Genomic DNA, 21,977 nt, shown 5'->3' with positions numbered 1-21,977 from the left:
AAGGTGCGCAGGATGGCCATTCGATTGACGCCGGTGGGGCTAGGCGCGCTTGCGCTGGCGGCAGCGCTCACGGCGCATTCGGAACCAGCGCCGGCGCAAAACGCCCCCATCAACGCGCTGTCGCAGCAGTTTCAGCGCCAAGGGGAGGCTGCCTCTTCCGCGGGGCGTTGGGACGATGCCGCCAACGCGTTCGAAAGCGCGCTCATCGCCGATCCGCGCAACGCGTCGGCCTTTGTCGGGCTGGCGCGGGTTGCGTCGGCGCAGAACCTTCCGGGGAAAGCGATCGGCTTTTATCGCGAGGCGCTGAAGCTGCGGCCGGGCGACCGATCGATCGTCGCAGCGCAAGGCGAAGCGCTGGTGGCGCGTGGTGCGCTCGACCGTGCGCGCGCGAACCTCGTCGAACTGCGGCGGCTGTGCGCGAATGCTGCTTGTCCGGAGGCGGACACGCTTTCCCGGAGCGTAACTGCCGCCGGCGCGCGCACGGCGGCGCGGACGCCCGCGCCGACGCCGGCAGCGCCGCCCGCCCCGACTCAGAACTGATCGAGCGTTCTCGCGAGCTCGACGAATTCGGCGATCGTCAACGTTTCGGCGCGCCGAGTAGAGTCGATGCCGAGCGCGGCCATCGCGTCCTGAGCGTTAGCCACGCCCTTGAGCGATTGGCGCAGCATCTTGCGGCGCTGGCCGAATGCGGCGGCCGTCAGCCGTTCGAGCGTGCTTGAACGAACGCCGGCCGGTGCGGGGGCGGGCGTGATATGTACCACCGCCGACATCACCTTGGGCGGCGGGGTGAAGGCGCTGCGGTGTACCTTCATCGCGATCTTAGCGCGGCTGCGCCACTGCGCGAGTACCGCGAGGCGACCGTAAGCGGAGGTGTCGGGCGCAGCGACAATCCGCTCGGCGACCTCCTGCTGAAACATCAGCGTCAGCGATGCCCACGCCGGCGGCCATGTTGCCCCCGACAGCCAGCGGACGAGGAGCGCCGTGCCGACATTGTAAGGAAGGTTGGCGACGATGTGGTGGCCCGTCCCGCACAGCTCGGCTGGATCGACCGCGAGCGCGTCGCCTTCGATAATCGTCAGCCGATCGTCGAACGCTGCGGCCACCTCCTGCAGCGCGGGAATGCAGCGGGGGTCACGCTCGACCGCGGTCACGCAGGCGCCCGCACGCAGCAGCGCGCGCGTCAGCCCGCCCGGACCGGGCCCGACCTCGAACACCTGACGGTTGGATAAGTCGCCGGGGATCGCCGCGATACGATCGAGCAGCTGTTCGTCGAACAGGAAGTTTTGGCCGAGCGCCTTGTCCGCTCGCAGACCATGCGCGGCGATCACGTCGCGCAACGGGGGCAGCGGCGGTCGGGTGGCCGCGCTCACTTTCCGGTCGAGGCGGCAGCGTCCTGCCGCGACCGCACGATCTGTGCCGCCATGCGGATCGCGGCGATGGTCGGGCCGGGGCTCGCGACCCCCTTGCCCGCAATGTCGAACGCGGTGCCGTGGTCGGGCGACGTGCGCACGATCGGCAAGCCGAGCGTGACGTTGACCCCCTCGTCGAACGCCAGCGCCTTCAGCGGGATCAGCCCCTGGTCGTGATAGAGGCACAGCGCTGCGTCATAGGTCGCGCGCGCGGCGGGAGTAAACATCGCGTCGGGTGAGTGGGGCCCGGTCACGTCATACCCTTCGGCGCGGAGTTGTTCGACCGCAGGGCGAAGCACCTCCACCTCCTCCGTCCCGAGCGCGCCAGCCTCACCCGCGTGGGGGTTGAGCCCCGCGAGCGCAAGCCGCGGCTGTTCGATCCCAAAACTGCGCGCCAGGCCCCGTGCGGCCGCCTGCGTGCGCGCGACCACCAGTTCCTGCGTGATGAGGTCGGGCACCTGTCGCAGCGGGACGTGGACGGTGAGCGGGACGACCTTCAACGCATCGCTCGCCAGCAACATGATGGCGTTGCTGCGCGCGATGCCGCAGCGATCGGCGATGAATTCTGTCTGCCCGGCGTGCTGAAAACCGACGCGGTAGAGCTGGTCTTTGCTCACCGGCCCGGTCACCAGCGCGCGCGCGGCGCCATTGCGGGCGAGGCCGATGCCGAACTCCAGCGCCTGCAATGCGCACTGCGCCGCCTCCGCGCTCGGGACGCCCAGCTCGGTGTTGCCGGAATCGCATATCGTCCAGACAGGGAAGCCTTCGTCGAACCGCTCGCGCGCTTCTTCGGGCCCGGACACATCGACCACCGGCCCGTCCCACACCCGCCGCACCGACTGGGCGCAGCCCACGCCGAAGAAGCGCGGCAGACCGCGCTCGCGGCGCGCGGCCCAGGCCCGGGCGAACAGCTCCGGCCCGACGCCCGCCGGGTCGCCTAGCGCGGCAGCTATCGGCACGATCGACCTCGTTCCATGGCGAGGGCGTTATGCCCTCCAACACTTTTCAAAGCATGCACGCAGCCTCTTCGCGCCGTTCGCTCAACGATATTCGATCACCGCGTCGCGCCGGATGTCACGCAGATAACGCGTCGCTCGCAGCTGAATGCGTTCCTCGCGCAGACGATCGGCGAGTTGCTCCGCCGACGGTGTCGCCGCACTTTGCGGGGCTTCGCGACCGCACAGAACGAGGACGCTGACGCCGGTCTGCGGCGATCCGAACGCTTGAGTGACCTGGCCGACCTGCAGCTGGGTGAGCGCGGTCTGCAGGGGCGCGGGGAGCGACCGCACCGCGACGCTGTCCTGGCTCCGCACTTCCGCGCCGAGGCTCTGCGCGACCGCATCGGCCTGACCGCAGCCGTTGATCGTGCGGGTGCGCGCGATGAAATTGTTGGCAAGCTCCGCCGCGCGCGGCTCGGGCGTGCCCGCCGGGAAGCTCAGGGTGATCTGCTTGAGGCTCAGCACCGCATCGCGCGGGTCGGCGGTCAGCACCTGGCGCTTGTCGATCAGCAGCAACACCGACACGCCGCCGGGAACCTCGATCGGCCCGTTGAGCTGGCCCGGCTGCATCTCCCCCAGCGCGCTCGCCATCGTGGTCGGCAGCTGATCGAGCCGGACCCAGCCGAGGTCGCCGCCTGCCGCGGCGCTCGACGCGCGCGAATTGCGCGTCGCGAGCTCCTGGAAATTCGCGCCCTGCGCCAGCGCCTGCATCATCCGCCGCGCGGTCTCCGCGGTCGCCTGAAGCGTTTCCGGGGTGGCCGGGAGGTAGATTTCGCCGACGCGATATTCGACCGCTCCGCGCTGTGCCTCAAGCTGCGTGAGCCGGCCGCGCACCTCCTCCTCGGAGACGTTGGTGAACGGCTGGATATTGCGGGCGAGCAGGCGCTGCCAAGCCATGTCGCCGCGAATCTGCTGTTTGAGGGTAGTCGCCGACGAGCCCGCCTGGGCGAGGTTACGCGTGAACTGCGCCGGGGTAAGCCGTTGCGAGGCGGCAATGCGCGCAAATTCGGCGTCGACGTCGGCCTGCGGCACGGTGATGTCGTTGGCGCGCGCTTCCTGAATCTTGAGGATTTCGTCGACGAGCGTCTGGAACACCTCCTGTCGCACGCCAGCCAGCTGGTCGTCGGGAATGACGCCCCGGTTGGCCAGCCGGACCAGCGCCACGCGCTGTTCGACGTCGGTCGCAGTCAGAATTTCGTCGTTGATGCGCGCGGTCGGGCGGAAGACGTTGTTGCCACCGGTCTGCCCGGGGAGGATCTGCACCGCCCCCGGTGCCGGTGCCGGTGCAGGCGTCGCGGGCGCGGGCGTCGTCGCCTGCGCGCGGGTCGCATCGCGAGCGGCGGCGGCGCGGGCGGCGGCCGTCGTCGCACCGGGGCGATTGATCGGCGTGCGCGTCCCGGTCGTGCGGCTGGTCGTGGTGCGCGGCGCGGTGGCGCCCGGACGGGTGCCGGTGGTTCGCGTCGTCTGCGCGCTGACCGCGATCGGCGCAGCCACAACGGCCGCAGCGGCGCTCACCAGCATGGCGCGGGCGATCGGGCGGCGGGGGGCGGTATGGGTCGAAGGCTTCACGCGATGTCCTGCTTGACGAAAGGGCGGGGTCGCCCGGAACGGTCCGTCATCTGGCCGGGCGGTGCTGAACCCGCGCCGAACGGCCATGCGACAGGACGCTCGCGCTCCTACACGCCGAGGTTGCGGAATGCCACCCGCACGAGGAAGCTGTTGCCGCGCCGCGCGTCGCCGGTGTCGATATAATCGCGGCGCCAGGTAAGGCTGAAGGCAAAGCAATCATCGTCATAGCCAAAGCCGATGCGATGCCGGATCGGCTGAAAACCGTCGCTAATGACCAGCGGATCGTCGCGCGGCCCGGTAAGGTCGACGATGGCCGAGCCAAAGGCCGACCAGTTGCGGGTGATCTGCCAGCGCCCGCCGACGCGCGCTTCTTCCCGGTCGCGCAAATCCTCCCCGCGGGAAAGGATGTCGCGGTTGAGCCGCGAGTAGCCAAGCACCGCGTAGGTGCGCGCGCCGCCGACCGCCATGTCGATTTCGTTCCGGCGGATGGCGAAACCATCCTTGTCGAGCCGGAAGCGGTGGGTGAGGCGAAGGAGATCGCGCCAGGCGACGCTCGTCCGACCGACGATGTCGCTCAGCCGGTCGTCGAGCCCCGTCCCGGGCACGAACAGCTGCGGCTGCGAATCGAGGCGAAAGCTTTGCGCGACCTGAGTCGTGACTGCGACGTCGCGGCGTTGCCAGTTCCACTCGACGCCGTAGGTCGCCCGACTACCGTCCTCGACGCGGTCGTAACCGGGGAAGCGGTTGAGGGCGAAGATGTTGACGTCTTCAAGCTCGAAGGCGCGGCTGTCCTCGTTGGGGATGTCGACATTGTTGACCGGAGTCGCCGCGACGATCTGCACGCGCGGGGTGAGGCGCTGGATGCCGCCGCCGAGCGCCCCCACCAGCGGCCAGCTCGCCTCCGCCGCGGCGAGCGCGATGGCGCGTGTCTGCCACCCTTCGCTGCCGCGATAGTCGACGATCGGCGACAGCGCGGTCGATTGCGTGTGGTAGAGGTCGACGCGGCCGAGACCGGTCAGCGTATATTCGATGCCCATCGGCAACAGACCGCGCGTCGACCAGGTGCCGCCCGCGAACAGCCGCTGCGTGTCCTGCCCTTCGGTGCGGAGCAGCGACAGCGTGTTGGCCTCGAGCAGGAGCGAGCCCGGTACGGGCAGTGTATCGACCCGCCGGCGATAGTCGATCAGCGGTAGCGCGATGGGCTGCTGTCCCTGCGGGTCCGCCACGCGCAGCGTCTGCGTCGCCCAGCCCGAGATGCTGAACATGCTGCGATCGTCGAGGCGGCGCACGACGACGGTCGATCGCAGCCGGTCATCGCGGCTGATATCGTAGCGGCGCAGAAAGGTGCGGTCGCTCGCCCAGCGGATCGAGCTGTCGGCGCTCCAGTTGGGTGTGAACTGGTAGCCCGCCGCCGCGTCGATCGCGCCACGCGCGCGAAAGCTGCCGTCGACGTTGCTCGCGCCGGGGGTCAGCTGGCGGCTCGCCGTCAGCCAGCCGCGCACGGTGTAGGCGCCGCGGTCGGTGAGGCCGCGCAACTCCGCTTCCGCCATCGGCAACGCATTGGTGAACAGGTGCGGGGTGGCGACGAGGTCGAGCCGGTCGGAAAAGCGCTTGTAATAGGGGACTGCGATCTCGACCCCGTTGACGCTGTCGAAGCGGAGGTCGGGGGTCAGAAACCCCTCGCTCGTCCCCCGCCCGATCGGGTGCGAGAAGCGCGGCAGCGGCAGCGTCGCAAGGCCTAGCAGCGAGATGCGCGCGCCTTCATAACGCACCCGCTCGTTCGCGGCGTCATAGGTCACGCGGTCGGCGCGGACGAGCCAGGTCGGCCGCTTCGGACAGCCATCGACGTTCTCGACAGGGCAGGGCGAATAGGTCGCGCGTTCGAGCCACAGGTCGCCGTTGGCGAGCCTCTCCCCCCGCGCCGCCGCCAGCCGCCCGCCTTCGCCGAACACGACCAGCAGCTGGTCGACCATCCCATCGCGCAGCGAATCGGTGAGGGTCACCGCCTCCCCGAACGCCGTGTCGCCCTCCGGATTGGTGAGCGCGACATTGCCGCGCGCGACGACTTCGCCGGTGCGCCGGTCCCACCTCACCTCGTCCGCGCGAACGCGCCAGGCCTCCCGCTCGAGGAGCACGCGACCGCGCGCGGTGACGATGTCGCCGGTTGAGTCATAGTCGATCGTGTCGGCTGAAAAATCGACGGTGCGCGCGGCTTCGGTCGAAGCGGCCGGCGCCGGCGATTCCTGACCCAACGCAGGGGTCGCCACGAGCGCGATCAGCGCGACGCCGACCATCCGGCAGCGCCGCATCGCCCAAGGCGTGTCGTGGCGGGCGTCGGACATGGGCAGTATCGCTCTCCGGCGCGGGGATGCGAAGGGGGTCGCCGCGCCCGTTGGCGCTGATAGCGCCCGAGGGAGGCTTTGCAACGCCGCGCGGACGCTCCTATCGCAGGCCAGGAATCCGGTCGTCCCAATACGGCGGCGGCCTAGCGACAAGGAACGCCCTCTTTGCTGACCATTCAGTTCGCCGCCGCGCCCGCCGATGCGTCGACCCCGCTCATCATTCCGGTGCGCAAGACTGGCCTCGACGAAGGCTTTGCGCGCGCCCCGGGGGAGGTTGCGGCAATTGCCGCCGGTGCGGCCGACCAGACCCGTTTCGACGGCAGCGCGGGGTCGGCACTGGAGCAGTTCGTGAACGCGAACGGGGCGCCGCGGCGGATCATCTTCATCGGCATCGGCTCGGGCGAGGGCGCGGATGTGGAGAAGGGCGCCGGCGCCGCGATCGGACGGCTGCTGGCGTCGAAAGCGACGAGTGCCCACGCCGATCTCACCGGCCTCGACGAAGACGCCGCGCGCCGCTTCGCGCTGGCGGCGCTGCTGCGCAGCTGGCGGATCGAGCGCTACAAGACGAAGATCAAGGACGATGCCAAACCCGTGCTCGCCACGCTCTCGATCTCGGGCGCAGGCAGCGAGGCGATGGTCCGCGATGTCGCGGCGTTGGCGGAGGGCGTCGCCTTCACCCGCGAGCTGGTGAGCGAGCCGGGCAATATCCTCTACCCCGAAAGCTTCGTCGAACGCTGCCGCGGGCACGCAGAGGCGGGGATCGCGGTGAGCGTGCTTGACGATGCGAAGATGCGCGATCTTGGCATGGGCGCGCTGATCGGCGTCGGACAGGGCTCCGCGCGACCGCCGCGCATACTGGCGCTCGAGTGGAAGGGGGAGGGCGCGTCCTCCGGCCCGCCGCTGGTGTTGATCGGCAAAGGCGTGACGTTCGACACGGGCGGCATCAGCCTCAAGCCCGGGCCGGGCATGGAGGACATGAAGTGGGACATGGGCGGCGCGGGCGCGGTCTCCGGCGCGATGCTTGCGCTCGCCAAGCGCAACGTGGCGGCGCATGTCGTCGGCGTTTGCGTGCTCGCGGAGAACATGCCTGACGGCAATGCACAGCGTCCGGGCGACATCGTCACCACCATGTCGGGGCAGACGGTGGAGGTGCTCAACACCGACGCGGAAGGGCGGCTCATCCTGTGCGACGCGATGACCTGGGCGCAGCGCACCTATTCGCCCGACGTGGTAATCGACCTCGCCACGCTGACGGGCGCGATGATCATCAGCCTCGGGCGCGAACATGGCGGAATCTTCGCCAATGACGACGCGCTCGCGAGCGAGCTGCTCGCAGCCGGCGCGACGGTCGGCGAGAAGCTTTGGCGCTTCCCGCTGGGCGAGGCGTATGACAAGCTGATCGACAGCCCGATCGCGGACATCAAGAACATCGGGCCGCGCGAAGGCGGGTCGATCACGGCGGCGCAGTTCCTGCAGCGCTTCGTCGAAAAGGGCGTGCACTGGGCGCACCTCGACATCGCGGGGATGGTCTGGTCGGACAAGGAGGGCGCGACCCATGCCAAGGGCGCAACCGGCTATGGGGTGCGGCTGCTCAACGCCTTTGTCGACGCGCGCCTGAAGGGCTGACGCAGCGGCGATGAGCGCGACGCGGGTCGATTTCTACCACCTCACCGGCGATGCCGACCCGGCGCAGGTGGTGGCGGCGCTCGCGGAAAAGGTGATGGCGGCGGGGCTCCCGCTAACCATCGTCGCCGACGCGGAAGAGGCGCTGATGGCCGTCGATCGAGCGCTATGGTGCGCCCGACCGGCGAGCTTCCTGCCGCACGGGCTTCCCGATGACGCCGACAGCGACGACCCCATCCGCCTCTGCCGCACCGCGCCCTGTGCACAGGAGGCGGCGGCGGGGGCGGTGGCGCTGGTCGACGGACGCTGGCGGGACGAGGCGCTGACCTACGCCCGCGCGCTGTTCCTGTTCGGGCAGGCCACCATCGACGAGGCGCGCGGGCTCTGGCGACGGTTGAACAAGGAACCGGAGGTCGACTGCCGCTATTGGACACAGGGACCGCGCGGTTGGCGGGAAGGCCCCTGACGGGAGAGACGACATGCGTTGGATGGTGGCGGGACTGGCGGCGGCGGCGATGACGTTGGCCGCGTGTGGCGAACGGTCAGCGGGCGGAACGACGACGAAGGCCGCCGCGTCGACCGCGGCATCGCGACCCGATCCGCGCCTGCCCGATGGCTTTCCCATCTACCTCGGCGCGACCGGTGCGCGGGCGCTGGAGGTGATGAAGACCAGCCAGGGCGGCACCATCGCCACCTTCTCGGTGCAGGCGACCGCGGCCGAGGTGGTGGGGTTCTACGAGGACGTCTCCAAGCGGCAGGGCATGGCCTATGCGGGACGCTATGACACCGACTCAAACCGCAGCTACGAGGCGCGCCGCCAGGGCGAGGGTCGCCCCCGGACATTCGGCGCGGTGGCCATCGACAAGGGCGAATGGACCAACGTTACGCTCAACTTCGATGTGACGCCGTGACGCCCACCCTTGAGCGTGGGCGCCGTCGCCGCTAGGGCGCGCGCCACAATCCCGCGTAATCCGGAGCTCTCCCATGGCGGTCACCCGCACCTTTTCGATCATCAAGCCCGACGCCACCCGCCGCAACCTCACCGGGGCGGTGACCAAGATGCTCGAGGACGCGGGCCTGCGCGTCATCGCATCCAAGCGCATCCACATGACCCGCGAGCAGGCGGAGAAGTTTTACGAGGTGCACAAGGAACGCCCCTTTTACGGCGAACTGTGCGACTTCATGACCTCCGGCCCGGTGGTGGTGCAGGTGCTCGAAGGCGAGGACGCGGTGAAGAAGAACCGCGACGTGATGGGCGCGACCAACCCCGCCGACGCCACCGAAGGCACCATCCGCAAGGCGTTCGCGGAATCGATCGAGGCTAATTCGGTCCACGGCAGCGACAGCGAAGAGAACGCGAAGATCGAGATCGCGCACTTCTTCAAAGACGAAGAAATCGTAGGTTGAGGCGAGGGACGCAGCGTAGCTGCGCCCCAGTCCTGTCAGGGACGCCGATCCCGGCCGGCGGGTGGCCGCAAGGCCAACCCGTCCGACGTCATGGGATTTAGTCCCATGACAGCCCACCCGATCGTCAAATCACCGTCACCCGGACTTGATCCTAGGACGAGCTGACGGCTTCAGTATGGTCGCGCCGAGTCAGCTGGACCCCGAAACAGGTCCGGGGTCACGAAACTTTCGTAGACCGCGCGATCACGCCGCCTCCTCGCTCGCCGTCATCCCCAGCAGTGGCGCGAGGTAGCGCCCGGTGAAGCTGCGCGGCTCGCGGGCAACTTGCTCGGGGGTCCCCTCGGCGACGATCTCGCCGCCCTTGACCCCGCCTTCGGGGCCGAGATCGACGATCCAGTCCGCGGTCTTGATGACGTCGAGATTATGCTCGATCACCACCACCGTGTTGCCCTGGTCGACTAGGGCATGCAGCACTTCGAGCAGCTTGCGGACGTCCTCGAAATGTAGGCCCGTGGTGGGCTCGTCGAGGATGTAAAGCGTGTTGCCCGTGGCACGGCGGGACAGTTCCTTGGAGAGCTTCACTCGCTGTGCCTCACCGCCCGACAGCGTTGTCGCCTGCTGCCCCACCTTGAGGTAGCCGAGTCCGACCTCCTCCAGCATCGCCATGCGTTCGCGCAACGGCGGCACCGCCTTGAAGAATTCGTGCGCGTCCTCGACGGTCATGTCGAGAATGTCGGCGATCGACTTGCCCTTGAACTTCACCTCCAGCGTCTCGCGATTGTAGCGCGCGCCGTTGCACGTTTCGCACGTCACATAGACGTCGGGCAGGAAGTGCATCTCAATCTTGATGACGCCGTCGCCCTGACAGCTTTCGCAGCGCCCGCCCTTGACGTTGAAGCTGAAGCGGCCGGGTTTGTAGCCTCGCGCCTGCGACTCCGGCAGGCCCGCAAACCAGTCGCGGATGAGCGTGAACGCGCCGGTGTAGGTGGCGGGGTTCGACCGCGGGGTGCGGCCGATCGGCGACTGGTCGATGTCGATCACCTTGTCGAACCATTCGAGCCCGTCGATCGAGTCGTACGGCCCGGCCAGCACGCGCGCGCCGTTGAGCGTGCGGCTCGCCACCGCCTGCAACGTGTCGATGACGAGGCTCGATTTGCCCGAACCCGACACGCCGGTGATGCAGGTGAAGGTGCCGACAGGTATCTTGAGCGTCACGTCGTGGAGGTTGTTGGCCTTCGCGCCGGTTAGCGTCAGCCATTTGCCCGCCTGCGCCAGCTTCTTGGCTTCGCGCGCGGTGCGCTTGGCCTTGGGCGCGCGGGTGCGCAGGGTCGAGCGGTCCTCGGCATTCGCAACGCGTCGCTCCGCCGGAACCGCAATCGAGCGCCGCCCGGTGAGATAGTCGGCGGTGAGGCTTTTGCGGCTCTTGAGCACGGTCTTGAGCGGGCCTTCCGCCACGACTTCGCCGCCGTGCACGCCCGCGCCGGGGCCCATGTCGACCACCCAGTCGGCGCTGCGGATCGCGTCCTCGTCATGTTCGACGACGATCACCGTGTTGCCGAGATCGCGCAGACGGCGTAGCGTCGCCAGCAGTCGGTCGTTGTCGCGCTGGTGAAGGCCGATCGACGGTTCGTCGAGGACGTAGAGCACGCCCGACAGTCCCGACCCGATCTGCGAGGCGAGGCGGATGCGCTGGCTCTCGCCCCCCGACAGGGTGCCCGACGTGCGGTCGAGGTTGAGATAATCGAGCCCGACATTGTTGAGGAAGCCCAGTCGCTCGACGATCTCCTTGAGGATCGGGGTGGCGATGGTGCGCTGTTGTTCGGTCAGGCGCGGCGCGAGTTCCTCGAACCACGCCAGCGCCGCCGCCACCGAGCGACGCGCGGAGAGGCTGATGTCCTCGCCCGCCACCTTCACCGAAAGCGCTTCGGGCTTCAACCGCGCGCCGTGGCAGGTTTCGCACGGATGCGGCTGCTGAAAGCGCGACAGTTCCTCGCGCATCCACGCGCTTTCGGTCTGCGCCATGCGCCGCTGGAGGTTGCCGAGCACGCCTTCGAACGGCTTGTTGACGGTGTAGCTCTTGCGCCCATCCTGAAAGGTTAGCGGGATGGCGCGACCGTGCGTGCCGTGCAGCACCGCGTCTTGCGCCTCGGGCGGGAGATCGCGCCACAGCGTGGTCAGCTCGAACCCGAACGCTTTCGCGAGGCTGCCCAGCACCTGCATATAATAGGGCGAGGGCGGGTTCGACTTCGCCCATGGCACAACTGCGCCCTGCTTGAGGCTGAGGTTGTGGTTCGGCACTACGAGGTCGGCGTCGAATTCGAGCTTCTCGCCCAGCCCGTCGCACGCCGGACACGCGCCCTGCGGTGCGTTGAAGCTGAACAGCCGCGGTTCGACCTCGGCAATGGTGAAGCCGGAGACGGGGCAGGCGAACTTCTCGGAAAAGACGATGCGGTTGGCGGGGAGGGCGGCGCCCTTGAGCGCGCCCGCCGCCGTCGCGTCTTGACCCGCCCCAGAGGCCCCGCCAGCCGCCTCCGCCACCGTCGTGTCCGCCAGGTCGACATAGGCCAGCCCCTCGGCCAGCTTCAGCGCCTGTTCGAAACTGTCGGCGAGCCGCGCCTCGATCCCCTCGCGCACGACGATGCGGTCGACCACCACCTCGATGTCGTGCTTCTTCTGCTTGTCGAGGGCGGGGGCTTCATCGACCTCGTAGAATTCGCCGTCGATGCGGACGCGGGTGAAGCCGTCCTTTTGCCACTGGGCGAGTTCTTTACGATATTCACCCTTACGACCCCTCACCACGGGGGCGAGAAGATAGGCGCGCGTCCCCTCCGGCAAGGCCATCACCCGGTCGACCATCTGGCTCACCGACTGGGCGCTGATCGGCTCGCCGGTGGCGGGGGAGTAGGGAACGCCGACCCGCGCCCAGAGGAGGCGCATATAGTCGTAGATCTCGGTCACCGTCGCCACGGTCGAGCGGGGATTGCGGCTGGTGGTTTTCTGTTCGATCGAGATGGCGGGGGAGAGGCCGTCGATATGCTCGACGTCCGGCTTTTGCATCATCTCGAGAAACTGGCGCGCGTAGGCGGACAGCGATTCGACGTAGCGGCGCTGCCCCTCGGCATAGATGGTGTCGAACGCGAGGCTCGATTTGCCGCTGCCCGACAGGCCGGTGATGACGATCAGCTTGTCGCGCGGGAGGTCGATGTCGACCCCTTTGAGGTTATGTTCGCGCGCCCCGCGCACCTTGATATGGGTGAGGCTCATATCCGCACGCAGTTCCACATTTGTTCGTTACGGGCAAGCCGCGACACGTTCAGCGAAGGTGCAGACGTAACGCGGAAGGGTGGCGCCGGTCGCACTCGCTGGGGGCCGCGTCCGGATCGGGGTAAAGATAATGCAGCACCGGGGTCAGGCAAGGTGGCTGGTCGTCGCAGCAGGGGCGTTGGCGCTATCCGGCTGCATGATGATGCCCGGCGGCTATGACGAGGGCTATGGCTATGGCTACCGAGACGACGGATATGGCCGTTACGGCTCGGCTGAGGGCGACTGGCGAAGCGGCATGAACCGGGCCGGCTGGAACGCGGGCCCGGTCGAGGCCTACGACCCGATCGACCGCGCCGACATGCTGGCGCGGATGTTCGGCAACGCCGAACCGGACTTTGGCTTTCCCTTCGACGGCGGCTATGCCTACGCCTGGCGCACGCGGACGGGCGAGATGATGATCATCGAACCGCGCCGCAACGACGTGCTGCAGTTCTTTTACGATGCCGGTGCGATGGCCCCCTACCTCGTGCGCGATGCCGATGGCGCGTTCGCCTTCGACGGCAATGTCGCGGTGGCGCGCTACGCGAGTTCGGGGCTGCTGCGCGGCTGGCAGGGACAGGGCTTCGATCCCGGCGAAGCGACTGCGGCGTGGGAGCGCGGCCGCGCGCTGCTGGCCGCGGCGCAGTCGACGCGCTGGCGTGGCTCGCGCAATCGCGTGCCGGACTGGTCGACCTGGATGCCGGTCGTCGGCAGCATTTTCATCGGCAACAGCTATGGCTGGGGCGACCCCTACTGGCGTTCGCGCAACGACTGGTATTACGGGCGTCGCCGCGACCGGTACCGGCCGCCCGTGGCACCGCAGCCGCGCCAGCCGACTCAGGCGGAGCTGGAGGCGGGGCGGCGGAGCAGCGCGCCGATGTGGACCGCGCCCGCCGATCGATCGCAAGCGGTGCCGCTGCGGCGCGACGCCCCGGCCGCGGCGCGATCGCCCGACGGCGGGCGGTGGCGCGACGGGATCGTCGAAAGCTCCGGGCGCGACACGATCGCTCCCCCGCCGCGACAGTCGGTCGAACGCCCGCAGGCGAGTGCGCCGACCCGGGCCGAGCGGGTGGAGACGCCCGCGCCGGTGCATGACGTGGTGCGCGAGTCGGCGCCGCGCGTCAGCGAGAGGCCGCAGCCACGTTCGCGTGACATCAACGCCGCGGACGTGCGCCCCGAATAACCGGGCCGCTCGGCCTCAGCCCAGCGCGGCGCGGGCAGTGGTCAGTGCCGCAATCTCCTCCTCACGCGTGGCGAGGTCGGTGCGGGCTTTGGCGACGGCTTCGGGTTTGGCGCGCTCGACGAAGCTGGCGTTGCCGAGCCGCACGGCGAGCCCGTCACGGTCCTTGGTCGCCACCGACAGCGCCTTGTCGAGCCGCGCGCGCTCCGCATCTACGTCGATCAGGTCTCCGATCGGCGCCGCGACGCTGACCCCGCCGACGACAAGGTTGATCGCGGGGGTGCCGGCGGGGAGGGGGTCGTGCGACACTGCGCTGACCCGACCGACGCGATCGAGAGCTGCCGAAAGCCGCTCGATCCGGCCCGCATCACCGCCCGCGACGTGGAGCGGCAAGCGCGCGCCCGGGGCTAGGCCGATCGCCGCCTTGGCACCGCGCAACTGGCTGACGAGGTCGATCAGCCAGTCGATGTCGGCGCTCGCCTGCGCGTCGCGGGTCGCGCGCGGCTCGGGCCATTTGGCAACAATCAGGTCGTAGCTGCGCGCACCCATCGCGTGCCACAGCTCTTCGGTCACGAACGGCATGAACGGGTGCAGCGTGACGAGGATCTGGTCGAGCACCCAGCCCGCGACGCGGCGGGTTTCGTCGTCGACCTGACCCTTGATCAGCTCCAGATACCAGTCGCAGAACCGGTCCCAGGTGAAGCGGTAGATCGCGTTCGCCGCCTCGTCGAAGCGGTAGGCGGCGAAGGCCGCCTCGACCGCGGCGACGGTGTCGGCGAGCTCGCCGATGATCCAGCGGTTGACCGGCAGCGTCGCCTCCGGCGCGGCGAGCGTGTCGCTGGCGCCGATGCCGTTGGCCTGCGCGAACCGGGCGGCGTTCCACAGCTTGGTCGCGAAGTTGCGGTAGCCTTGGAGGCGCGCGTCATCCATCTTGATGTCGCGGCCCTGGCTCTCCATCGCGCTCATGAAGAAACGCAGCGCGTCGGCGCCGTAGCGGTCGATGAGGCCGAGCGGATCGACCACATTGCCCTTGGACTTGGACATTTTCTGCCCGTCAGGCGCGCGCACGAGTCCGTGGAGGTACAGCGTCCGCCACGGCACCTCCCCCATGAAATGCAGCCCCTGCATCAGCATCCGCGCATCCCAGAAAAACAGGATGTCGAAACCGGAGATCAGCACGTCGTTGGGGTAATGCCGGGCCAGCAAATCCTCCCCGGCTTGCTGGGGAGGGGGAGCAGATTCGTCGCCCCGATTGCCTTCGTCACCCTGAACTTGTTTCAGGGTCCATTCCGCGGTCGTCGACGTCAGCGCCTCGCCGCTGGATGCTGAAACAAGTTCAGCATGACGGGGGAGGGCGGAGGCACGGTCGTGTGCGACAAGCCCCTCCCCTTCAGGGGAGGGGTTGGGGTGGGGTGGTGCGGTTGGCTCGGCGCTCGCCGGAGGGACCCCACCCCCAGCCCCTCCCCTGAAGGGGAGGGGGGCGTCGCTTTCTGGCCAGCCCAGCGTCGCAAACGGCCACAGCGCGGAGCTGAACCAGGTGTCGAGCACGTCTTCGTCCTGACGCAGCGTCATGCCTTCGCCGGCCTCGGCCTGTGCTTCGGCCTCAGTTTCCGCGACTATCACGCGGCCGTCGTCGGCGTACCACACCGGCACCCGATGCCCCCACCACAGCTGGCGGGAAATGCACCAGGGCTGGATGTTCTCCATCCAGTGGAAAAAGGTCTTCTCCCAGCTGGCGGGGACGATCTTCACTTCGCCCGAGCGCACCGCCTCGATTGCGGGCTGGGCGAGGGTTTTGGCGTCGACGTACCATTGGTCGGTCAGCCACGGTTCGATCACCACGCCCGAGCGGTCGCCGTAGGGGGTCTGAATCGTGCGCGGTTCGACGTGGTCGAGGAGGGCGTCCGCCTCAAGCCGAGCTACCACCGCCTTGCGCGCGTCGAAGCGGTCGAGGCCGATCAGCTCCGCCGGGATCAGCCCGTCGGCGACCTGCACCACTCGCGCCTGCGCATCGAGCATGTTGAGCATGTCGGCGGCGGCGATGTCGGCGCGGCGGCCGACCTCGAAGTCGTTGAAGTCGTGCCCCGGCGTGATCTTGACCGCGCCCGAGCCGAGTTCGGGATCGGCATGTTCGTCGGCGATGATCGGCACGATGCGCCCGGTGATCGGCAGCACGACCTTCGCCCCGCTCGCGACCAGCGCCATGTAGCGCTCGTCCACCGGGTGCACCGCCACCGCCATATCGGCGAGCAGCGTTTCGGGCCGCGTGGTGGCGACGATGATGTGGTCCGCGCCGTCCGCGGTGCGCGCGCCGTCGGCGAGCGGATAGCGCAGGTGCCAGAAGCTCCCTTCGACCTCGCGTGTCTCGACTTCGAGATCGCTGATCGCGGTGCCGAGCTTGGGGTCCCAGTTCACCAGCCGCTTGTCGCGGTAGATGAGGCCCTGTCGGTAGAATTCGACGAACACCTTGGTGACCGCGCGGCTGAAGTGCGGGTCCATGGTGAACTGCTCGCGGCTCCAGTCCATCGAGCAGCCGAGCCGGCGGAGCTGGCGGGTTATCTGGCCGCCGCTCTCCTCCTTCCACTCCCACACTTTCGCAACGAAATCCTCGCGGCTCATGTCGGTGCGCCTCTGCTGGCGCTCCGCCATCTGGCGCTCGACCACCATTTGCGTCGCGATGCCTGCGTGGTCGGTGCCGACCACCCACAGCGCATCCTTGCCGCGCAGCCGCTGGTAGCGGACGAGCACGTCCTGCAGCGTGTTGTCGAGCGCGTGGCCGATGTGCAGCGCGCCGGTGACGTTGGGCGGCGGGTTGACGATGGTGAAGGGCTGCGCGTCGGGCCGATGCGGACGATAGCCGCCGCTCGCCTCCCAATGCGCGCTCCACTTCGCTTCGATCGCAGCGGGATCGAAGGTCTTGTCGAGGGTCGGGGCGGCGGTCGGCTCAGGCGGGTGCGTCATGCCCCGCCCTTACCGCGCAAGGGCGGCGGGGCAAGATGGAGGGCGGACTCAAACCCGCCCGACCCACAACGTCGGCGCGGACTTGATCCGGGCCAAGGCTTTGCGACGCCGAATGGGAAAGCCCAGCCCCAAATCAAGTCCGGGGCGACGGGGGCGTTATTCCCCCGTCGTCGTGCCTGTGGTCGGCGCCGGCGCCGGCATGATATTCTCCGCCCCCGTCCAGCGGCGCACCCAGTCGAACACGGTGCGGTGCCACTGCACGCTGTTGCGGCCCTTCAGGATCCAGTGGTTCTCGTCGGGGAAGATCAGCAGCTGCGCCGGGACGTCCCGCCGCTGCGCTGCGCTCCACGACGCGAGGCCCTGGCTGTAGGGGATGCGGAAATCCTTTTCGCCGTGGATGACGAGCATCGGCGTGCGCCAGTTCCGGACGTAGTTGACCGGATTCCAGCGCTCGGCATTCTCACGCTGGTACCACGGGCCGCCGTGGTCCCATTCGTCGAACCACTGCTCTTCGGTTTCATAGGCCATCGCGCGCAGGTCGAACACGCCGGCGTGGTTGATCAGGCATTTGAACTGATCGCTCCAGTTGCCCGCGATCCAGTTCACCATGTAGCCGCCGTAGGAGCCGCCCGCGGCGCAGGCGTTGTTGGGCTGCACGCGCGGGTCGAGCCTTGCCGCCGCGGCGAGGCCGAGGCGCAGATCCTCAAGCGGCTTGCCGCCCCAGTCGCGGTTGATGCTGTCGGTGAAGGCCTGGCCGTAACCCGTCGAGCCGTGGAAATCGATGGTCACGACCGCCATGCCCTGCGCCGCCCAGGTTGCTGGGTTCCAGCGCGTCGACCAGCTGTTGCCAAAGCTCCCCTGCGGGCCGCCGTGGATCATCAGGATGGTGGGGAGGGGGCGGCCGGCGGTCCCTTGCGGGGCGATGATTTGCCCCCACACCGTCTCGCCGCCCGCGCCGGGGAAGCTGAACTGGCGATAGTCGAAGCCGTCGATACCCGACCGCGCAGCGTCGGTGACACGGGTCAGCGTCATCGGCGCGCCGCCGCGAGCCGGGAGCGTCACCAGCTCGGTCGGCGCGGTGATGTCGTTGCGGCTGGCGAGGATGCGCCCGTCGCGCATCACGGTCACATCGCCGATGTTGCCGCGCTGCGTCAGGCGCGTGACGCGGCCGGTGCGCGCGTCGACGCGGAACGCGGGATGCTCGAGCGTATCCTGGGCGGTGACGATCAGGCTGCGGCTGTCGGGCGCCCAGGCGATCGAAGCGACCGAACGGTCCCAGCCTTGCGTCAGCGCGCGCACGGCGCCGGTGCGCAGATCGCGCAGCATCAGCACCTGCCGGTCGGCCTCGTAGCTCGGCCGCGACATCGCCGCCCACGCCAGCCAACGCCCGTCGGGCGAGGGCGTCGGCAGCGTGTCGGTCGCCTGGTTGTTGGCGGTGAGGTTGGTGCCCGCCCCCCCGCCAGCGGCAACGCTGTAGATGTCGAGGTTGGTCGAACGCGCCTCACCCCGGTCGGTGACGCGGCGGGTGACGTAGACGGTGCGCGAATCAGGGCTCCACGTGATCTCCTCGGCACCGCCGAACGGCGCGGAGGGCGTGTTGCCGCGCACTTCGGGCATCAGCGCGCGCGCATCGCCCGCGACGCGGCCGTCCTCGCCGAGCGCGAAGGAAAAGGCGCGGTTGAAGGTGCCCGGCTCCTTCCAGCTGTCCCAGTGGCGGACGAAGCCTTCGCCGTCATTGTACAGTCGGCCCGAGCCTCGCGGCGTGGTGTCCGCGGCGCAGCCAAAGGTCGGGCAATCCTGTCGAATCGAACCCCACATCACCACCTGCCGCCCATCGGGGGCGAGGCGGAAGCCGTCGACGTCGGCCATGGTGTCGCTCGCCTGCACCGGCGCGCCCATGGCGTTGCCCGCACCGTCGAAGGCGACGAACCACAGCTGCGACTTCCCGCTCTTGGCGCTGGTGAAATAGAGGCGGCGGCCGTCGGCGCTGAACGCGGGCGACGATTCGCTGGCGCCGTCGATGTCGGCGATCCGGCGCGGTTCGCCGCCGGTGCTCGGAACGATCCACAGGCCGGTGGTGCGCGCATAGCTCGCGGGGTCGGTGTCGGTGCGCTGGAACACCACCCAGCGCCCATCGGGCGAGGCCACCGGCGCCGCCACGCGCGGGATGGTGGCGAGGTCCTCCGGCGTCATCGGCCGGGCGAGGGCAGGGGTGGCGGTGAGGGCGGCGAAGCTCGCGCCGAGCGCGAGGAGGGTGCGGCTGATCATCGCGCGACGCTAGCGCGCGGCGGGGCGCACCTCAACCGGCGAGACCGACCGCGCCTGCCAGCGAGAGAAAGCTGAAAAAGCCGATGATGTCGGTCGTCGCGGTGACGAACACCGCAGAGGATACGGCGGGGTCTACATCCATGCGATCGAGCAGCACCGGCACGAAAAACCCTGCGAGCCCTGCTGCCAGGTTAGTGATTGCCATTGCTGCGGCGATGACCACGCCGAGCGTCGGGTTGCCAAAGATCAGCGTCACGCCGAACCCGATGATCGTGCCCAGAGCGGCGCCATTGGCGAGCGCGATGGTGATCTCCCGCGCCACCATGCGTGCGGTGTTGGCGCTGGTCAGCTGGTTGGTGGCCAGCGCGCGGACCGTCACCGCCAGTGTCTGAGTCCCCGCATTGCCGCCCATGCCCGACACGATCGGCATCAGCACCGCGAGCAGGGCGAGTGCGGCGATCTCCGCTTGAAACATGCCGACCACGCTCGCCGCGAGCATGGCGGTGCCGAGGTTGACGATCAGCCACGAAAGCCGCGTGCGCACCGCGAGGTGGATCGGCTGGTTGATGTCGCCATCGCCCGCACCTGCGAGGCGGGTGACGTCCTCGCTCGCCTCTTCCTGGACGATGTGGACGATGTCGTCGGCGGTGATCATGCCGACCAGCCGCCCGGCGGGGTCGATGACCGCGGCGGAGATCAGCGCATATTTCTGGAAGCGCAGCGCGACCTCTTCCTGGTCCATGTCGACCGGAATCAGCGTCTGCTGGCGGACCATGATGTCGGCCACTTTCTCCGCCCGCGCGGTGCGCAACAAGCGAGAGAGCTGGACGTAGCCGATCGGCCGATGCGCGGGGTCGACGACGTAGATTTCGTAGAAGTCTTCCGCCGCCTCCCGATCTTCGCGCAGGCGGTCGATGATGTCGCCCACGGTGACATGTTCGCCCACCGCGACGAGGTCGCGCTGCATCAGGCGGCCGGCGGTCTCTTCGGGGTAGGAGAGCGCGTTCTCGATCGCCGCGCGGTCTTCGGGGCCGAGCTGGGCGAGGACGGCGGCCTGATCGTCGGCCTCCATGTCCTCGATCATCGCGACCGCGTCGTCGGTATCGAGCTCGGCGGCGATCTCCGCCACCTGCGCCGGGCCGAGCGTGTCGACCAGTCCTTCGCGGACATAGTCGTTCATTTCGGCGATGACGTCGGCGTCGATCAGATCGCCCAGAGCTTGCGCGAGTGCGCCGCGCTGGCCTTCGCCGACCGTCTCGAACAGGTCGGCGCGGTCGGCGGGGTGGAGCGGTTCGACCAGCGCGCGCGCGGCCGCATCGTCGCCCGCCTCGACCGCGGCGAGCACCTGGCGGACGAATTCGGGGCGCAGCCGGTCGTCCTCGTCGAGTTGCGAGGCCGGCGGCGCGGGGGCGAGTTCGTCGACGCTCATCGCGCCGCCAGACCCTCGAACAGCGAGCGCGCGAAGTCGGTCAGCGTGTCGTCGCGCGCGCCCAGGATGAGGATGCGGTCGCCCTCGCGCGCCTCGGACAGGAGCGCCGCTCCGCATTCTTCGCGCGAGGGGAGATGGGTGGCGTCACCGCCGCCCGCGCGGATGTCCGCCACCAGCCGCTCGCTGCCGACGCTGCGGTCGACGGTGCCGCCGAAATAGACCGGGTCGCACACCCACAGCCGGTCGCCCTCGCGCATCCCGGCAGCAAAGCTCTTCGCCAGTTCCGCGCCCATCTGCCGCAGCGGGCCATAGCCGTGCGGCTGGAAGAATATGAGCGCGCGGCCCGGCGTGTCGGCGACGGCGGAGAGGGTCGCGGCGACCTTATCGGGGTTGTGCGCGAAATCGTCGATGACCGTGACGCCGCCCGCAGTGCCGACGATCTCGTAACGCCGCGCGGTGCCCGCAAAGCTGGTGAGCGCGCGCGCGGCGTCGGCGTAGCTCACCCCCAGCGCATTGGCGGCGGCGCAGGCGGCGAGCGCGTTGCTGACATTGTGCCGTCCCGGCTGGCGCAGCGCGACCGGGTGGGTCTCCCCGTTCGCGCTGAGCGTGAAGTCGATGCCGTCGCCGCGCGGGCGCACGACCACCGCGCGAACGTCGGCGTGCTCGGCAAACCCGAAGCGCGACGTGGCGGGCAGATCGGCGCTGTCCGCATCGTCGGCATTGACGATGGCGTGCCCGGCGGAGGCGAGGAACGCGCCGAACAGCAGCTGCAACTCGTCGAGGCTCTTGTGGTCGAGGCTGATGTTGGTGACCACCGCGACGCTCGGGCGATAGAGCGCGATCGAACCGTCGCTCTCGTCCACCTCAGAGACGTAGAGGTCCGCGTCGCCGACGACGGCGCTGGCGAAGGGCATGTCGGGGGTCGCGAAATTGCGCATCACCGCGCCATTCATCACCGTCGGATTGAGACCCACGTGTGACAGGATGTGCCCCAGCATCGCCGTCGCGGTCGATTTGCCGCTTGTGCCGCCGATGCCGACCGCGACGGCTGCGTCGTTGAACAAAGCCGCGTTGAGCTCCGCGCGGGTCATGCGTGGGGCGCCGAGCGCGCGGGCCTTGGCGACCTCCGGCACGCTGTCCTCGATCGCGGCGGAGGCAACCAGCGTCTGCTCGGGGGATGTCAGCCCGCTGCCGTCCTGCGGGTAGAGCGCGATGCCCTTGCGTTCGAGAAAGGCGAACTTCTCTGCCGACCGCCCCGCGTCGCGGCTACGATCGCTCCCCGCCACCTCGCTCCCCCGCGCCTTGGCGATCAGCGCGAGCGGGAGCATCCCGGACCCGCCGATGCCGCAGAAGAAGGTTTTCGCAGGAACGCTCATCGTCCCGCGCGCTAGGCGGGGGAAGGCGGAGGGACAAGGGTTGTCATGCGTATTTCGTCGGCCCGCACCTGATCCGGGCCAAGGCTATCCTTTTGGCTGCGGGACGAGGCGA

General features: G+C 69.0%; 15 protein-coding genes. 6 read left to right on the top strand and 9 right to left on the bottom strand.

Translation table 11 applies throughout. The features are described from left to right. The first annotated feature begins 12 nt into the window (after nt 1-12). Nucleotides 13-540: a tetratricopeptide repeat protein gene (locus tag ACRYJK_RS06435; protein ID WP_482666714.1), complete on the top strand. Its 528-nt coding sequence runs from the start codon at nt 13-15 to the stop codon at nt 538-540. Here the strand turns inward: ACRYJK_RS06435 and rsmA are convergent. From rsmA to ACRYJK_RS06415, 4 genes are all read right to left on the bottom strand, one after another. Then, nucleotides 531-1,370, bottom strand: coding sequence for a 16S rRNA (adenine(1518)-N(6)/adenine(1519)-N(6))-dimethyltransferase RsmA (gene rsmA, locus ACRYJK_RS06430; RefSeq protein WP_482666713.1), 840 nt, complete (start codon nt 1,368-1,370; stop codon nt 531-533). The two genes, ACRYJK_RS06435 and rsmA, sit on opposite strands and share 10 nt — an antisense overlap. Further along, nucleotides 1,367-2,368, bottom strand: a complete 1,002-nt coding sequence (gene pdxA, locus ACRYJK_RS06425) for a 4-hydroxythreonine-4-phosphate dehydrogenase PdxA (RefSeq protein ID WP_482666712.1) — start codon at nt 2,366-2,368, stop codon at nt 1,367-1,369. Before pdxA ends, rsmA begins: the two co-directional genes overlap by 4 nt. Before the next feature lie 81 nt (nt 2,369-2,449). Beyond that, nucleotides 2,450-3,976, bottom strand: a complete 1,527-nt coding sequence (locus tag ACRYJK_RS06420) for a peptidylprolyl isomerase (RefSeq protein ID WP_482666711.1) — start codon at nt 3,974-3,976, stop codon at nt 2,450-2,452. Between the two features lie 107 nt (nt 3,977-4,083). Further along, a complete protein-coding gene (locus tag ACRYJK_RS06415) occupies nt 4,084-6,318 on the bottom strand; it encodes an LPS-assembly protein LptD (RefSeq protein ID WP_482666710.1) in 2,235 nt (744 codons plus the stop codon). Nucleotides 6,319-6,486: 168 nt separating this feature from the next. Between ACRYJK_RS06415 and ACRYJK_RS06410 the strand changes: the two genes are divergently transcribed. The 4 genes from ACRYJK_RS06410 (at nt 6,487) to ndk (ending at nt 9,348) form a co-directional block, all read left to right on the top strand. Beyond that, nucleotides 6,487-7,944: a leucyl aminopeptidase gene (locus ACRYJK_RS06410; protein WP_482667411.1), complete on the top strand. Its 1,458-nt coding sequence runs from the start codon at nt 6,487-6,489 to the stop codon at nt 7,942-7,944. 10 nt (nt 7,945-7,954) lie between these two features. Next, a complete protein-coding gene (locus ACRYJK_RS06405) occupies nt 7,955-8,407 on the top strand; it encodes a DNA polymerase III subunit chi (protein WP_482666709.1) in 453 nt (150 codons plus the stop codon). Nucleotides 8,408-8,420: 13 nt separating this feature from the next. Beyond that, complete coding sequence (locus tag ACRYJK_RS06400) at nt 8,421-8,852, top strand: hypothetical protein (RefSeq protein WP_482666708.1); 432 nt, start codon at nt 8,421-8,423, stop codon at nt 8,850-8,852. A gap of 73 nt (nt 8,853-8,925) precedes the next feature. Next, nucleotides 8,926-9,348 (top strand): nucleoside-diphosphate kinase, encoded by a 423-nt coding sequence (gene ndk / locus ACRYJK_RS06395; protein ID WP_482666707.1) that lies wholly within the window; start codon nt 8,926-8,928, stop codon nt 9,346-9,348. A 243-nt stretch (nt 9,349-9,591) separates the two neighbouring features. Here ndk and uvrA read toward each other — a convergent pair whose 3' ends face one another. Then, the gene (uvrA, locus tag ACRYJK_RS06390) at nt 9,592-12,612 is read right to left on the bottom strand and encodes an excinuclease ABC subunit UvrA (RefSeq protein WP_482666706.1); all 3,021 of its coding nucleotides are present in this window, start codon (nt 12,610-12,612) and stop codon (nt 9,592-9,594) included. A 130-nt stretch (nt 12,613-12,742) separates the two neighbouring features. Between uvrA and ACRYJK_RS06385 the strand changes: the two genes are divergently transcribed. Then, nucleotides 12,743-13,834, top strand: a complete 1,092-nt coding sequence (locus ACRYJK_RS06385) for a hypothetical protein (RefSeq protein ID WP_482666705.1) — start codon at nt 12,743-12,745, stop codon at nt 13,832-13,834. A 15-nt stretch (nt 13,835-13,849) separates the two neighbouring features. Here ACRYJK_RS06385 and ACRYJK_RS06380 read toward each other — a convergent pair whose 3' ends face one another. From ACRYJK_RS06380 to ACRYJK_RS06365, 4 genes are all read right to left on the bottom strand, one after another. Beyond that, nucleotides 13,850-16,792, bottom strand: a complete 2,943-nt coding sequence (locus tag ACRYJK_RS06380; RefSeq protein WP_482666704.1) for a valine--tRNA ligase — start codon at nt 16,790-16,792, stop codon at nt 13,850-13,852. A 156-nt stretch (nt 16,793-16,948) separates the two neighbouring features. Next, nucleotides 16,949-19,060 carry a S9 family peptidase gene (locus tag ACRYJK_RS06375; protein ID WP_482666703.1) on the bottom strand — a complete coding sequence of 704 codons (2,112 nt, stop codon included), beginning with the start codon at nt 19,058-19,060 and terminating at the stop codon, nt 16,949-16,951. Between the two features lie 31 nt (nt 19,061-19,091). Then, nucleotides 19,092-20,489: a magnesium transporter gene (gene mgtE, locus ACRYJK_RS06370; protein ID WP_482666702.1), complete on the bottom strand. Its 1,398-nt coding sequence runs from the start codon at nt 20,487-20,489 to the stop codon at nt 19,092-19,094. Continuing rightward, on the bottom strand, nt 20,486-21,865 hold the full coding sequence (locus ACRYJK_RS06365) for a glutamate ligase domain-containing protein (RefSeq protein ID WP_482666701.1): 1,380 nt from the start codon (nt 21,863-21,865) through the stop codon (nt 20,486-20,488). Before ACRYJK_RS06365 ends, mgtE begins: the two co-directional genes overlap by 4 nt. Between the last annotated feature and the right edge of the window lie 112 nt (nt 21,866-21,977).

It is taken from the genome of Sphingomonas sp. BLHR8, from assembly GCF_056821725.1.
Note: the sequence above shows the minus strand (reverse complement) of the source record. Positions and strands in the feature narration are given on the sequence as shown.

Bases quoted from the DNA above. Each gene is read 5' to 3' on its own strand.
- ACRYJK_RS06405 (WP_482666709.1), top strand. From the start codon at position 7,955: ATGAGCGCGACGCGGGTCGATTTCTACCACCTCACCGGCGATGCCGAC.
- ACRYJK_RS06400 (WP_482666708.1), top strand. From the start codon at position 8,421: ATGCGTTGGATGGTGGCGGGACTGGCGGCGGCGGCGATGACGTTGGCC.
- ACRYJK_RS06375 (WP_482666703.1), bottom strand. From the start codon at position 19,060: ATGATCAGCCGCACCCTCCTCGCGCTCGGCGCGAGCTTCGCCGCCCTC.
- ACRYJK_RS06365 (WP_482666701.1), bottom strand. From the start codon at position 21,865: ATGAGCGTTCCTGCGAAAACCTTCTTCTGCGGCATCGGCGGGTCCGGG.
- ACRYJK_RS06380 (WP_482666704.1), bottom strand. From the start codon at position 16,792: ATGACGCACCCGCCTGAGCCGACCGCCGCCCCGACCCTCGACAAGACC.
- ACRYJK_RS06435 (WP_482666714.1), top strand. From the start codon at position 13: ATGGCCATTCGATTGACGCCGGTGGGGCTAGGCGCGCTTGCGCTGGCG.
- mgtE (WP_482666702.1), bottom strand. From the start codon at position 20,489: ATGAGCGTCGACGAACTCGCCCCCGCGCCGCCGGCCTCGCAACTCGAC.
- ACRYJK_RS06415 (WP_482666710.1), bottom strand. From the start codon at position 6,318: ATGTCCGACGCCCGCCACGACACGCCTTGGGCGATGCGGCGCTGCCGG.
- ndk (WP_482666707.1), top strand. From the start codon at position 8,926: ATGGCGGTCACCCGCACCTTTTCGATCATCAAGCCCGACGCCACCCGC.
- uvrA (WP_482666706.1), bottom strand. From the start codon at position 12,612: ATGAGCCTCACCCATATCAAGGTGCGCGGGGCGCGCGAACATAACCTC.
- ACRYJK_RS06385 (WP_482666705.1), top strand. From the start codon at position 12,743: ATGCAGCACCGGGGTCAGGCAAGGTGGCTGGTCGTCGCAGCAGGGGCG.